This is a genomic window from Paenibacillus sp. PvP094, from assembly GCF_040546835.1.
Lineage (GTDB): Bacteria > Bacillota > Bacilli > Paenibacillales > Paenibacillaceae > Paenibacillus > Paenibacillus illinoisensis.
Window position 1 is genome coordinate 4,597,262 of the sequence record NZ_JBEPOM010000001.1, and the last position, 14,385, is coordinate 4,611,646.

The window sequence follows — 14,385 nt, forward strand, 5'->3', positions numbered from 1 at the left end:
CAGAGTAAATCCGGAGCCATGTTGGAATGCCCTGTAGAGGTCGAATGAAGTGAATGAGGTTGAAAAAAAGGATGAAAGAGAGTTGGTAAAATGGCCAATCATATTAATTTCACCTCCACTTATAATCCGAATCTGGAGGCATGGGGTGGGAATGAAACATTTGATCCTCTCAAGATGAACGCAATGTTTAGTCAGATTTTGGGGAATATTGCAGCGGTTGAATCTTCTATCCCTGGAAATATCATTGACGTTAGAAACTTCGCTCCGGGTGATGGAACTGACCAATCCGCACAGATCAAAGCTTTTTTTGACTCAGCGCAAGAAGGTGATATCTTACTATTCACGCCGGGACACTACAAAGTCATCAAATCGGGATGGTTTTATACGTTTAATGGAAAAGCGGTAACCATCAGAGCTCATCCGGGAGCCATATTGGAAGTATCGGATCAGGGTTTACGCTTCGAGAACAGCAACCACATTGAAGTAAGCGGTCTAACGTTAAGGCGTACAACTCAGGCTGGATGGGCCAAAGGAAGAACAGGCATTTACGTAGAGAATTCAAGCAACGTTATATTACAGAATAATGATATTAGCAAATTTACGGACGGCATTGGCGTTAATGGTTCAACCAGTCAGGAGAATCCTTCAAGAAATGTTATCATTAGAAACAACAAGCTTCACCACTTGGGTGAAGAGCCCATTGCAGTGAGGACCAATCTGGCCTTTGTCATCATTAGCCAAAATGACTGCTACCGATACTTGGGTGATGGGATCCTCATTAAAGCAACCTGGAACGTATTTGTAACGACAAACTTTCTTCATACACCCGTATTGTCAACCGATGCAGACTATACTACGTTTACAGCAGGCCAGCAAGGGTCCAATGTGCCCAAAGTAGGTGGAGGCATTACATGTAACAATGAAGGTGGCGAGACAGGGGCCCGGAGCCTGCATATCCATGACAACAGTGTGATTGGAACAGCTTTTGGCGTAGGACTTATCGGTTTTAGAGGCGCATTTGTCACTTCAAACTTCTTCAGTAATATTCGAAACAGCTCTGTAGTTTCTGTCTCCTTTCTCCCTTCCCAATTCAACCCAAATGATGAGAGCAACCATATTTTTGTGATTCAGGGCAATTATATTGATACTATTTTGAGGTCGAATCCTACAGCAGCCATTGAGGCAAGAACCAATAACGGAATTGAAGGCATGGATATTGGCGTTATCTCCGATAATATCGTGATTCCTAATGGCAATCATTGGGGGATCATTGCAGACGGAAACATCATCATCAAAGGCAATTATATTGCCAAAGCAGGCATTGCAATGGACTTGAGTAATGGGGTAGTCGCCACCAGCAATATCATTCAGCCTGGTTTTGTCACGACCAATCCTGACCGGATGGTCAGCATTAATGACAATGTGACATTCGCAAGCAATTCAATTTCGGGTAAAGGCACATCACTGAAAATTCGTGGATCAAACAGCGTTATAACCGGCAATCGCATGAACTATGATGGGAATTGGTGGGCAGTCCATTTTGATAATGTTAATCGGGTTGTGGAAAATAACATTATTAAAGATAATGTGTTGCTGGTATCATCTAGTGCCACTGGTCGATATTTATTCGGGTCCAGTGCTTTTTCGAATGGAAAAAACGTCGTGATTGATGTGGTTAAGGACAATAACGGTTCTGTCTACCAACTGGTGAACGACCTTGTACTGACAGGACCCAATTCCACACGCTGGAGAGTCACTGTCGATGCCAATGGTAATATCAAGGGGACCAAGGTTTAGCAATTATCATAAAAAAACCTCCTAAACACCAGATCGAGGAAAGGGTGCATGGATCTGATGAATTAGGAGATTCCTTTATGAAGGATCTAGCTGTCTGTATAGAATTCGATAACCGTAAGGATCGAGCTTAATGTTCATGATGCCATCTGTGGGAATAACGGGATCTTCGGTTAGTGCATCTCTCCAGTCTCTGGTCTCCATAGGGTGAGAGAGGGTGCGTACATCGGGCGTATTATTCATCCAAACCGTAAAGTGAAGCTGATCATCCATTCGCTCGTAAACGATACAGGGGTCGTTGTGATCCGCTTTAAGAAAGCGGAAGCGCCCTTTGCGAAGTGCCTCATTGCTTTTGCGCAGATCAATCATCAGCCGGTAGAAGTCATAGAGCTCCCGATCTTGCTTGGCAGGGTCCCATTCCATACATTTGCGGCAATCGGGATCTCCTTCACCGCTGATGCCTACTTCATCTCCATAGAAGATACACGGCGTACCGATGTAGGTAAACAGGAATACAACGGACAGTTTTAATCGGCGTTTGTCTTCACCGCATCGGGAGAGCAGGCGAGGCGTATCATGACTGCATAGCATATTGAAGATCACTTCGTTGGTTTGCTGGGGATACCGCATTATGAGGGACCCCATCTCATTTGCAAAGTTGTAGCCATCCATGGATCCGCAGAAAAATTCCAGGACCTTGTCGGCAAAAGGGTAGTTCATAACGGAATCGAACTGGTCACCCATCAGCCATGTCAGGGAATCACTCCAAACCTCGCCCACAATATAGGCTTCCGGGTTCGCCGTTTTAACTACTTTGCGGAAATCTCGCCAGAAGTGGTTATCCACTTCGTTCGCTACATCCAATCTCCAGCCGTCGAGCTTGATCTCCTTAATCCAGTATTCGGCGACATCCAGCAGATACGCTTTCACTTCCGGATTGGCCGTGTTAAATTTCGGCATATTTCCATAAAAACCGAAGGTATCATAGGTAGGTATACCGTTCTTAATACCGACAGGAAATTCATTGATATGGAACCAGTCTACATACTTTGATTGTTTTCCATTTTGCAGCACATCCTGAAAAGGCGGGAAATCTTCACTGCAATGATTAAAAACGGCGTCAAGCATGACGCGGATACCACGCCGGTGGCATTCCTCTGTGACTTTTTTGAGCAAATCATTATCTCCAAAATGCGGATCTACTTTTTTATAATCAATGGTGTCATATTTATGGTAGGAGTTGGCTTGAAAGAGGGGGGTGAAATATATAGCATTTACGCCAAGCTTGGTTAGATCATCCAGATGATCGAGGACGCCTTGCAGGTCACCGCCAAAGTAGTTATCCAGCTCGGGCGTACCTCCCCAGGCGTGAGTTCCTTCGGGATTGAGGTCTGGATTGCCATTGGCGAACCGTTCGGTCATGATCTGGTAAAAAACAGCTTCTTTGGCCCATTCGGGAACCTTAAACACATCAATTTCATGAATGTACGAGAATTCGTAATATCCTCCAGTAGGGTAAGGGGGATCGCGGTGAATCCCATTGTCGGCCAGAAATACATTTTCATGACCCGCTGTGACTCGAAAAATATAAGTAAGTCGTTTGAATTGGGGTTTAACCGCAGCCTCCCAGTAGTCGAACATCCTATCCGATGCAGCTTTTTCCAGTTGGATTTCCCTGTAGGTTCCGTCCCAATCATATTTATCACCAGTCAGTGCAGTCACATAGTCTACATCATCTCTCTTCGTACGTACACGCAGATGAATCGTAGACGTGTTGTAGGCGTAAGCCCACTTGTCACGGGGAACGTGATACATCGCTTCGAGCAGCATGACGGCACCTCCTGTATCAAGATGAGTATAGCATTACATAACCAAGCTAGACAGCAAATGAACCATAAAAGGTTTACATAATTAGTAAAATTTTCATTACTTTCATCGATTTCATTTCACAAGCATCTCCAGGTTAGGCTTGAATATACGTATGCAAAATAAAGAAAAGAGGTGTTTTCTGCAGATCTGGTGATATCCATCCAATCTGTAGAGAACACCTCTTTGGTTGTCTCTATTTAAAACTTATATTATCGTAGGGCCTGTTCAAACTCTGTTCGAATCGTTTGCAGCAGCTCAGGCTTCGTTAGCACATCATAAGCTGTTGTGGCAAGTGCTTTTGCACCCAAGATCATGCCATCCAGTGCCCGTTCCTGTAATGCCAGATCGCGGAATTCGATGGAGTGCAGGGTGTGAACCTCATCAACGACCCGAATGTAAGGATGAATTGCAGGACAGCGTAAGGATACGTTACCGATATCCATGGAGCCATGATCATCTCCGCTAACGATCTCGTCTTGTGGAATACCGAGTTCCATGAGGTTTTCACTGAACGTTGCAGATAAAGCTTCATTGGTTACCATCTCATCATACGACGTTTCGTAATTCGAAGTCACAAGACGACAGCCTGTTTGGAGCGCGGAACCTTCGGCAATCTGTATGACACGCTGCGTTAGTATGTTAAGCTCTTTTCTGGTTGCGGCGCGTACGTAAAATTGGGCTGAAGCATAGTCGGGGATGATGTTGGCAGCCTGACCACCGCTATTAATAACACCATGGATCCGGACAGTACTTCTCACTTGCTGGCGGAATGCATTAATACCGTTAAAGGTTTGAATGACCGCATCGAGAGCATTTATCCCTTCATGCGGACTGGCCGCGGCGTGAGAGGATTTGCCGTGGAATTCAAATTGCACGGCATCAATGGCCAGAGAGCTGCCCGATTTCTCATAAGCATAATAAGGATGGGCCATTAGCGCGACATCACAATCATCAAACAGACCTGCTTCAGCCATTGGAACTTTGGCGCCACGAGTTTCCTCCGCAGGTGTGCCGAAGACTTTTAACGTTCCTCCAACTTCATCCAGAATGGACTTTAGACCGACAGCTGCGCCCAGGCTCATCATACAGATCAGATGATGGCCGCAAGCGTGACCAATCTCGGGAAGTGCATCGTATTCGCATAACAGGGCTATGGTTGGTCCTTTTTTGGCAGCAGCGTAGGTGCCGATAAAAGCCGTACCCAGTCCAAGTACGGGAGCTTCTACTTCGAAACCGTGAAATATCAATTCTTCCTTTAAGCGGGCAGAAGCAAGGTATTCCTCGTTCCCGAGTTCAGGATTGGCACCAATGTATGATGAAATCTCCTTAAAACGGGAAGCATATTGATCAATAACCGACAAAATTTGTGATTTGGTATGTGTCATCGTGAACTCCTTCGTGCAAAATGAAAATAATTTAGTCATTATATCATGTTTGCTTGATTTTTTCAGAAACAAGTCAGGATTTGTAAGTTGAAAACTCATTGCATAATCATGCATTGTACTTTATAATGACTCAGGCATCAACATGAGGAAGCACATAATGTATTGTAAGGGGAGAACAGGGTTGAAATTGATTAGTCGTTACACCATGATGCTGTTGACCTTTGTCGTTTTATTGACAGCTGCCATTCCTTCGGCGCTGGCAAGTGGAACTACGGGCACTTCAGACAGTAAAAAATTGGTTCTCGGCACGAGTGCCGACTTTGCACCATATGAATTCCATAAAGTTATTAATGGCAAAGATGAGATTGTCGGATTTGATATTGCCATTGCCAAAGAGATTGCTGCCGATCTGGGCGTAGAACTTGTCATCGAAGATATGGGTTTTGACGGCCTGCTGCCTGCATTGCAGAGTGGACGCGTGGATATCGTTATTTCAGGCATGACACCGACAGAGGACCGCAAAAAAAGTATCGACTTCTCGGATACCTACTATAAATCGAAACAAGTCATCATGGTTCGCAATGAGGATAAAGACAAATACCCGACCATGGCTGAACTGGAAAATGAAAAGATCGGAGCACAGAAAGGTTCGATTCAGGAAACGATCGGACAGAAGATTCCTGGAGCCAAGCTGACGTCTCTTGATAAAATCTCGGACATTGTGCTTCAACTGCAGACTAAACGGATCAACGCTGCAATCGTTGAAGATACGGTTGCCGCAGGCTACCTGGACGATATGATTGGACTTGCTCCTGCAGTTCCGGATGAAGAGCAGGTAGCAGCAGCGATCGGTATTCGCAAAGGCAATACGGAGTTGCTAAATGCTGTTAATGGTACGCTTGAACGATTGAAGAGCGAGAATAAAATTGATCAGATGGTAACCGAAGCCAGTCAATTGATGGCAGACCGTGAGGTCAAATCGCCAAATATTTTTGAAGTATTCTGGCAGTACAAAAGTTTTTATGCTACGGGGGTTGGTTATACCCTCCTATTGTCAGCACTTGGCGTAATCTTCGGGGTAATCATCGGTTTGATCATTTGTTTGTTCCGAATGCATGATACAGCAATTTTGCGGTGGATTGGTACGGCATATGTAGAAGTCATTCGCGGTACGCCGATGCTGGTTCAATTGATGATTATTTATTATGGTCTTGCCTTGACATTTGGTATTACGTTCTCGCCTCTTCAGGCGGGTATTTTAACACTTTCCATCAATAGTGGTGCTTACCTGGCAGAGATCTTCCGTGCAGGGATTCAAGGCGTTGACCGTGGTCAACTTGAAGCTGCCCGTTCGCTTGGGATGGGTAGAGCAGCGGCCATGAGATTTATTATTTTGCCACAGGCTTTCAAAGCTGTACTGCCTGCCATCGGTAATGAATTCGTAACCATCATCAAGGAATCTTCCATTATCTCGGTCATTGGTATGGTTGATATCATGTATCAGGCAAGTGTAGTCAAAAACATTACGTACCAAGGAATGAATCCGTTCCTTATTGCAGCAGCCATATACTTTGTATTGACATTCATTTTGTCCAAGCTGCTGGGTCGACTGGAAAGGAAGTTGAGTGCAAGTGATAGACGTTAGACAATTACACAAATCCTACGACAAAAACGAAGTACTTAAAGGCATAGATGTCTCAATTGGCAAGGGCGAGGTCGTTGTCGTGATTGGTCCTTCAGGATCAGGCAAAAGTACCTTCCTTCGCTGTCTTAACCTGTTGGAGCAGCCTACTTCAGGTGAAATTAATTTCGAAGGCGTATCGATCACGGATCCCAAACACAACATTAATGCAACGCGGGAGAAAATGGGGATGGTGTTCCAGCACTTTAATCTGTTTCCGCATAAAACCGTGGAGCAAAACATTACCATTGCCCCGATCAAAGTCAAAAAGCAGTCTGCACAGGAAGCCAAGCAGATCGCCGCAGACTTGCTCAAAACCGTGGGGCTTTTGGATAAAAAAGATGCTTATCCAAGTCAGCTGTCTGGTGGACAGAAGCAGCGGATTGCCATTGCCAGAGCGCTTGCGATGCAGCCGCATGTGATGCTGTTTGACGAGCCGACGTCTGCACTTGACCCTGAAATGGTTGGTGAAGTACTCGACGTTATGAAGCGCCTGGCTGAAGGCGGAATGACGATGGTTATTGTTACCCACGAGATGGGCTTTGCCCGTGAAGTCGGTGATCGCATCATCTTTATGGATGGCGGTGTAATTGTGGAAGAGGGAACACCAGATGAAGTATTTGGTCAACCTAAGCATCCACGTACGCGTGACTTCCTCGGTAAAGTCTTGTCATAGCCTTTGAGCATGATCCAGTCAGTGAACCGTATTAAATAGAATGAACAAAATAACGAAATTAAACAACCTTGCTCACGTCACGTTAGCAGGGTTGTTTTTTTGTGCATGGATAAGGATCCAGTGTCGTAAAAGTAACGTTTCTGTCATCGTTCCAGAGCTGCTTGATCGCTCTTTTTTAAGAAAAATCCTTATTTTTAAAGCATCATAATGTGTTGTTATAGACAGTTGGTAACATTTACTACGGACCCTGGTTACAAAATTGTGATATATTGTTCCTGCCGAAACTTCCTGAGGAGGAAGTGTGGAGGATGTAATGATGCAGACCGTGGAGGGGAAGATTGAAACGCACGCTGCTTGGGGTGAATTAGGGGTACATAACGCAAGACGAATGTAACAGAGACCTATAGGGTGGTTTCCTCCATCCGAATCCGACAACTAACTTCGCAGGCACAATGAGGGAGGAAGACCATGATTAAGAAGAGAACTATAGCCAAAACAGCAACAGCCCTGCTGACAGCAGCAATGCTCATTCAGGCCGTTCCAGCTCACGCTGATTCTGTTCACGTGGCCAAAGAGGGGGATACCTTCTATACCTTATCGAAACAATATGGAGTTGGACTGAACACACTGGTTAAAGCAAACAGTGATATTTCACCTTACAACATTTATGGTGGTTTGAAAATTACGATTCCTGGAAAAGCAAACACGGCCTCAGCTGCTCCAGCAGCGAAGAGCTCGACGGGTGCAAAGACGATTACGACAGCTAGCCTTGATGTGAATGCTGACGATAAAGTCGTTCAGGCCTGGGGCAAAACGTTTGATTACAGTAAATCCATTGATGTGAAAGCAACAGCGTACTCTGCAGCCGCTTCCGAAAATGGTGGATGGGGTCCTGTTGATTACTTCGGTAATCCACTTGAACTCGGCACGATTGCAGTAGACCCTAGTGTGATCCCACTGGGTACGAAGGTTCTTGTTACAGGTCACTCCCATCCGGGGCTGCCTAAGCAGGCATTTGTGGCTACTGCCCGGGATATCGGCGGGGCGATCAAAGGGAAACGGATTGATATTTTCATTCCTGGAAGCCAGAAGTCTGTGAGCACATTTGGTTTTCAGGATGTTGAACTTTATATCTTGAAATAAGTATCAGCGCCAATAAAAGGGTGCCTTTATGACACGATTAACGTGAAATAAGGGTACCCTTTTTCTTTATTAAAACGCGCAAGATTGGTAGTTCCATAACTTGTGTGTTTGGTTTACGAAGCCGAGTATTATTTGCTTTTTGGCAATTGCAGCATTTCGTCCAAAGTCACTAGATTAAAGCCCCTGCATCGCAGTTCATCTATAATCTCCGGAAGTGCTCCAATCGTACCGGACAGATTGGAGCCCACGCCTCCGCCCGCGTGTTGAAGAATGATGGAGCCTGGCTTGACTGCAGATAAAACATTCTGCTTTACTTGCTCTTTGCTGAGGCCTTTCCAATCCAGCGAATCCACATTCCAGTTGACGATGCTGTATTGCTGTCTTGCGGCCCATTGCAGCTGTTTCTCATTAATGTCCCCGTATGGAGGACGGATCATTTTAGGTGTATACCCGGTCAGTTTACGAATAATGTCACCGGTATGTAGAATTTGTTTGCGAAAAGCATTCAAAGACAGCTTACTGAATTCAGGGTGGTTGTAACTGTGGTTCCCAACAATGTGACCTTCCCTAACGATTCGTCTGACGAGGTCGGGATGTTTCTCTGCCCGGTTGCCGACAATAAAAAAAGTCGCTTTTACATTATATTTCTTTAGAATATCCAATACCTGCGGAGTGAAGCGCGGATCAGGCACATCATCAAAAGTTAGTGCTACCTGTCTGGTTGAAGGCCCATTGGTCTTGAACGTATCGGCATATTTCTGCCTGAGCTGACCGAGTGTCAGCTGTTCATCCTCAGATAGATCCGGCTTTGCAGCAGGTATGCTCTCTGGAACGGGTTTGGCCAGCACTTGTCCAGGTGAATAGCTTCCACTCATAAATATAAGGATCAACATGGAGAATGCGATGAGGCGAATACGCATGATACAGCCTCCTTTGTCAAATTGCGTTCTCTTTGGTATGCCCGCGGTGATGGTTCATTATGCATAAATGTGAGAAGTTTCATTGTCCAATTCGGTCGATAAGCTCATAATTCCACCATTACATATACACAAAAAGGATGGGTGGACTAGGATGAGTACGTATGATTTGAAATCGGTTCGATTGCAGGTCATTGAAGCTGGAGAGGATAAGATATTTTTGGTCACGGGTGGGAAAGCTCATATAGGGGCTGTGGCGACCTTTTATCCGGAAAGAGAACGCGTGGTGGGAACGGCAGTCCGTATTCCGGGGCATAAGGAACAGGAATTATGTGAGCGCCTTGCACGTAAGGCCGCAAATTCTCTGAAGGTGACCGTAACCGTTATTATGGGCATTCATTTTGACGCCATTACACGTGTACAGATCGATGAGATCGTACAGACGGCGGAGAAGCTGCTGGGCGACCATTTATCCCTGGCGAATAACATAAAATAGAAGATTTTGGTTGACCCGGAATCGTGTTTTATGATTTTTTTTGGTAAAATTGAAACGGGATGAAGGTTACCACGTATGTATGATTATATACAAGGATGTAATATCGACTAGGAGGAATACCATAATGTCCATTTTCAAACGTTTGCGTGATTTAACGATGTCTAACATTAATGCCATAATTGACAAGGCAGAAGATCCAATCAAAATGACGGATCAATATATCCGTGATATGCAGGAAGATCTGGAAGATGCAGAGAAGGCTGTTGCTCAACAAATCGCGATTGAGAAAAAATTCAAGCAGCTGTTCGAGGAACAGGAAGCTTTGGTGAAGAAACGTGAGGAGCAAGCTCATACCGCAGCACGTGCACAGAACATGGATCTGGCGCGCCGGGCTCTGGAAGAGAAAAAAGCTGCTGAAGTAAAAATGGCAGAATATAAAACAAGCTATGATCAAAACAAGGCTTCGGCAGACAATCTGCGCGGCAAGCTGGATGAAATGCGCAAGCAATTGACACAAATGAAAAACAAGCGTGAAACGCTGGTAGCGCGTTACAATGCAGCAAAAGCACAAACCGAAATCAACAAAGCGCTGAACGGATTCAGTTCCGACACAGCTAGTGCTGGCATGAAACGTATGGAAGAAAAAATGATGCAAATGGAAGCACAGGCTGAAGCGAGCAACGAAATGTCTTCCAAAGGAAAATCACTGGATGAAGAGTTCGAGAAACTCGGCAAGGATCAGGCCGTTGAGGATGAACTGGCGGCACTCATGAAGCAGTACGAAAATAAGAACTAAACCTTGCATCTTAGGCAAGGTTCACTAGCGGAGGAGAGACAGCGTTTCTCCTTCGCTTTTAAATGCGGTTCATGTTGATAAGTGGGGGCTGTGTAAATGGATTTGAACATTTTGGCGATGCTGGTCTGGACATTATCTGGCTCGGTTTTGCTTTTTGTATTGATGTATGTGGATTCATTATTTACGAAGTATAAGGATTTTGCAGAAGTTAAGGCAGGGAACATGGCGGTTACGACACGGATGGTCATGAAGCTGTTTGCTCAAGGGTATGTGCTTGCCACTTCGATTTCGACAGCGGGTCATCTGGGTGAAGCGCTGCTTGTATCGGTGGTTTCATTTGTCATCCTGCTTATTCTGGAGAGCGTTGTGCACTTTATGATTCGCACGTGGGCCAATCTTGATTTGGACACAGGAATTCAGCAAGGGAAGACCGGATATGGCTTGTTCTCCGGTGCTTTGCACATCGTAGGCGCATTAATTATTGCAGCTTGTTTATAAGATAACGAACGGGAGTAATGGGTATGAGTGTATGGAAACGGATTAAAGGAATACTAGCCAAACCCGAACCACCACGAGCAGAGAAAACCATGCTGGACCTTGAGCCTGGAGATATCTGTGAGGTCTCGCTCGTTACGTATGAAGTTGTGGGGCGGGTGCAGCATCGTGCCCGAAAAGCGGTGGTACTAACACTGCAGGACGGTACAACGTTTAGACATTTGCATGTAGAAGAAAGAGAATTGACGCGTTATTCCCTCTATACGCCAATTGATGGCCGTCTTGACGCACCAGACGAAGTACCAACCTTACTTGATCTGGACGGACGCGCGTATCATCTGGAGGAAGAATATGGAGGAATGGTTACCACTGCAGGCAGGACACCTTATGGTCAGGCTGGAGAGCAATTGGTTTGGCAGTACCAGTCTGATGATAACATGCTTCTGCGTGTGGAATGGCAAGACAGAAGATTTACACTGTATGAAGGTGAGTCCATTCTTCCTGCGGATATCAAAGTGATTCGTTCGAGCTAGGAGAGGTTCCAATGAAAAAGCGCATGGCACTTGGATTAAAATTAATGCTGGTCCTCAGCCTTGTCATGTCCCTGTTGTCCGCGTGCGGGATGCCTTCCGTTCAGGACACTTATCCGCTTGAGTCTGTAAGTGGTAGTGGCAATACGACATCCTATGTGTATCGGGCTGCCGACCGTTCTGTTCCGGAAGTCGCTCAGGAGTTATCCGAACAGCGCAAACCTGATCAGATCTCAGCGGAAAATGAAGAGCGGATGTTCCTGGTGTATCAGGACCAGTATTATCATTTGCAGCAGGACCCGAACAAGAAGGAAGATACCTTAATTGAGGTGGATTCCAAGGAATACGTACGTCAGAATTATGATTCTTCCTTTTTACAGGGGTATTTGACCGCAACGCTCATTGGCAATTTGTTTGATTCCTTTGGCGGCAGCGGATACGGAAAGTACAGAGGGTACACCGATCGTGATACGTACAAACCGAATCAAGGTACTTATCGTGCACCAACAAGCAATGACAAAAAGGCAGCTCCGCCCATCACGGTTGACCGAAAAGGATCCATTACCCGGCGGGGAGGAGACACCGATACTAGTGTAGGTTCAGGCGGAGGATTATTTAGCCGTAAAAAGGAACCGAGCACCGGTACCGTCGAACGTAACAAGAGCGGTGGATTGTTCAATTCACCAAAGAGCTCTTATAAGAAACCCAAAACAAGGGTAGGCGGCGGACGAATCATGAGGCGAAGGTAAAGATGAGATTTGCCAGCCTGAAGAGTTTATAGAGAACAGCCACAAGGTAAGGCAGAATGAACCCTGCCATGCGCAAGCTCACCTTGTGGCTGTTCTTTTTGTTTTATATTAGGAAGTATCGTTTGAATTAGGATCTGCGAACATGATTGGATTTGCGTGTCCGGGGAATGGTGGAAGGTGGCTGTTTGCGAATCCAGCGAACAAAAGGGGCCATTCGTTCATTCTCTCGTAGTGCCTGAAGTTCTGTTAAATGGAGCCTTATGATATCCTGGTTGGTAAATAGCGAATGGATTTGTTTATGACACGGGATACATAGATCAGCAGTAGGCATGAAAGTACCGCCCAGTTCCTTGGGCGTGAGATGATGAACTGTTGTTTCCACAGGCTCTCTACCGCATAATTCGCATCGGCTGCTCATATCTGCTCCTCCGTTCTTACCCCTATTATGGGCATAAGCACACAGTTTCATGTTACCCGCGAGGCGAGTACTTGTCACACCCCTGCTTTCACGCTACACTTTCTTAAACAAGTTCTGTCCCAAGGAGGTCCGTTCCATTTTGAGAATCAATACACATTCAGATGATATGACAAGTCCCAAATTTAACCGTACAGCCGTGCAGGTCGAAGCTGCTCAGGCCAGAATATCACCTCATGTTACTACAGCTTTAGTTGAAAAAGTAACCTTGGAATCTGCGCATGGACGAACGCTGGCAGAAACGATTCATGCTCCGCATCCATACCCTTTCTTCAGAAGGTCAGGTATGGATGGTTATGCGATTGTCAGCAGTGATACAGCTCACGCGTCCAGCGATCAACAGATCTGGCTGCGAGTCGTTGATGAAATTCCATGTGGATATACTTCGGATTTACCCATCACTCCAGGTACCACCGCGCGGATCATGACGGGTGCTCAAGTACCTGAAGGAGCAGATGCCGTTGTTATGCTGGAGATGACCGAAAGCAGGGAACAGGATGGAGAACAATGGATTGCCTTAAAGCGCCATATCCAGCCCAATGCCAATATAACGCCAATTGGATTGGAAGTTCAGGAAGGACAACTGCTGCTTGAAGCCGGAACGATCATCCAGGCAGGAGAACAATCCGTATTGGCTACTTTTGGTGTGGCCGATGTACCGGTGTTTCGACGTCCGAAAGTCGCCATTTTTGCAACGGGAACGGAATTGCTGGAGGTGCATGAGCCTTTGCAGCCTGGACGCATTCGTAACAGCAACAGTCATATGCTCCGATCCTTGGTCGTGGAGGCAGGTGGCGAACCTGTGATGTATGGATCTATAGCCGATGATGTGGATACGGCTCGTGCTAAACTGGCAGAAGCAGTCGAGCATAACGATATCGTTGTGACCACTGGAGGCGTATCGGTTGGGGATTATGACATCATGGGGGATCTGGTACGGGAAGGCAACATGGAGATGCTGTTTAATAAAGTGACGATGCGACCAGGAAGTGTTACGACAGCAGCGGTTGTGAGTGGGAAGTTACTATTTGCCCTATCCGGTAACCCGGGAGCTTGTTTTGTAGGATTCGGACTGTTCGTGCGGCCTACCATTCGCATAATGCAAAACGATGCCCGGCCTTATTTGGAAGAGTGGACAGCGACCCTGGATCAAGAATATACAAAAGTGAACAATTTTACGCGATTCGTACGGGGGCGCACAGAGATTCGGGATGGCAGGGTATATGCAATGCCCGCTGCGTCACGAGTCGATGAGTCCAGCGTCATGATTACCATCAAGGACAGTGATTGTCTGATCATCATTCCGCCTGACAAGAAAGGGATTGCTGCAGGAGAACAGGTACGCATACTTAAGCTGCCAAGTGGACAGGTGAGGTAGG

Annotated in this window: 14 protein-coding genes and 1 riboswitch; of the genes, 10 read left to right on the plus strand and 4 right to left on the minus strand. The window is 46.0% G+C overall.

Annotated elements, in window-relative coordinates:
- Nucleotides 1-90 precede the first annotated feature (90 nt).
- On the plus strand, nt 91-1,797 hold the full coding sequence (locus ABIC22_RS21200) for a right-handed parallel beta-helix repeat-containing protein (RefSeq protein WP_354483552.1): 1,707 nt from the start codon (nt 91-93) through the stop codon (nt 1,795-1,797).
- A gap of 75 nt (nt 1,798-1,872) precedes the next feature.
- Here ABIC22_RS21200 and ABIC22_RS21205 read toward each other — a convergent pair whose 3' ends face one another.
- Both ABIC22_RS21205 and ABIC22_RS21210 read right to left on the minus strand, forming a co-directional pair.
- Entirely contained in the window at nt 1,873-3,624 is a 1,752-nt protein-coding gene (locus ABIC22_RS21205; RefSeq protein ID WP_354483554.1) for an alpha-glycosidase, read from the minus strand.
- 248 nt (nt 3,625-3,872) lie between these two features.
- Nucleotides 3,873-5,048, minus strand: a complete 1,176-nt coding sequence (locus tag ABIC22_RS21210) for a M20 family metallopeptidase (protein WP_354483556.1) — start codon at nt 5,046-5,048, stop codon at nt 3,873-3,875.
- Between the two features lie 205 nt (nt 5,049-5,253).
- Between ABIC22_RS21210 and ABIC22_RS21215 the strand changes: the two genes are divergently transcribed.
- The 3 genes from ABIC22_RS21215 to ABIC22_RS21225 all read left to right on the plus strand — a co-directional run bounded on the left by ABIC22_RS21215 (nt 5,254) and on the right by ABIC22_RS21225 (nt 8,548).
- On the plus strand, nt 5,254-6,693 hold the full coding sequence (locus ABIC22_RS21215; protein WP_371859931.1) for an ABC transporter substrate-binding protein/permease: 1,440 nt from the start codon (nt 5,254-5,256) through the stop codon (nt 6,691-6,693).
- Entirely contained in the window at nt 6,680-7,405 is a 726-nt protein-coding gene (locus ABIC22_RS21220; RefSeq protein ID WP_153978998.1) for an amino acid ABC transporter ATP-binding protein, read from the plus strand. The genes ABIC22_RS21215 and ABIC22_RS21220 overlap by 14 nt, the downstream gene beginning before the upstream one ends.
- Nucleotides 7,406-7,671: 266 nt before the next feature.
- A riboswitch (cyclic di-AMP (ydaO/yuaA leader) is annotated at nt 7,672-7,871 on the plus strand.
- Between the two features lie 2 nt (nt 7,872-7,873).
- The gene (locus tag ABIC22_RS21225; protein WP_336781958.1) at nt 7,874-8,548 is read left to right on the plus strand and encodes a 3D domain-containing protein; all 675 of its coding nucleotides are present in this window, start codon (nt 7,874-7,876) and stop codon (nt 8,546-8,548) included.
- Between the two features lie 128 nt (nt 8,549-8,676).
- Here the strand turns inward: ABIC22_RS21225 and ABIC22_RS21230 are convergent, their stop codons facing one another.
- Entirely contained in the window at nt 8,677-9,468 is a 792-nt protein-coding gene (locus ABIC22_RS21230) for a polysaccharide deacetylase family protein (RefSeq protein ID WP_354483559.1), read from the minus strand.
- Nucleotides 9,469-9,619: 151 nt separating this feature from the next.
- Here ABIC22_RS21230 and lpdD point away from each other — a divergent pair, with 151 nt between their 5' ends.
- The 5 genes from lpdD (at nt 9,620) to ABIC22_RS21255 (ending at nt 12,531) form a co-directional block, all read left to right on the plus strand.
- The gene (lpdD, locus tag ABIC22_RS21235) at nt 9,620-9,961 is read left to right on the plus strand and encodes a prenylated flavin chaperone LpdD (protein WP_354483561.1); all 342 of its coding nucleotides are present in this window, start codon (nt 9,620-9,622) and stop codon (nt 9,959-9,961) included.
- A 124-nt stretch (nt 9,962-10,085) separates the two neighbouring features.
- Nucleotides 10,086-10,757, plus strand: coding sequence for a PspA/IM30 family protein (locus tag ABIC22_RS21240; protein ID WP_095286502.1), 672 nt, complete (start codon nt 10,086-10,088; stop codon nt 10,755-10,757).
- Nucleotides 10,758-10,853: 96 nt separating this feature from the next.
- Nucleotides 10,854-11,255, plus strand: a complete 402-nt coding sequence (locus tag ABIC22_RS21245) for a DUF350 domain-containing protein (protein ID WP_095286503.1) — start codon at nt 10,854-10,856, stop codon at nt 11,253-11,255.
- Between the two features lie 23 nt (nt 11,256-11,278).
- Nucleotides 11,279-11,785, plus strand: a complete 507-nt coding sequence (locus ABIC22_RS21250; RefSeq protein ID WP_095286504.1) for a DUF4178 domain-containing protein — start codon at nt 11,279-11,281, stop codon at nt 11,783-11,785.
- An 11-nt stretch (nt 11,786-11,796) separates the two neighbouring features.
- Nucleotides 11,797-12,531 carry a DUF4247 domain-containing protein gene (locus tag ABIC22_RS21255; RefSeq protein WP_095286505.1) on the plus strand — a complete coding sequence of 245 codons (735 nt, stop codon included), beginning with the start codon at nt 11,797-11,799 and terminating at the stop codon, nt 12,529-12,531.
- Between the two features lie 127 nt (nt 12,532-12,658).
- Here the strand turns inward: ABIC22_RS21255 and ABIC22_RS21260 are convergent, their stop codons facing one another.
- Nucleotides 12,659-12,949, minus strand: coding sequence for an HNH endonuclease (locus tag ABIC22_RS21260; protein WP_354483564.1), 291 nt, complete (start codon nt 12,947-12,949; stop codon nt 12,659-12,661).
- Nucleotides 12,950-13,115: 166 nt separating this feature from the next.
- Here ABIC22_RS21260 and ABIC22_RS21265 point away from each other — a divergent pair, with 166 nt between their 5' ends.
- A complete protein-coding gene (locus ABIC22_RS21265) occupies nt 13,116-14,384 on the plus strand; it encodes a molybdopterin molybdotransferase MoeA (protein ID WP_127537197.1) in 1,269 nt (422 codons plus the stop codon).
- Nucleotide 14,385: the final 1 nt, after the last annotated feature.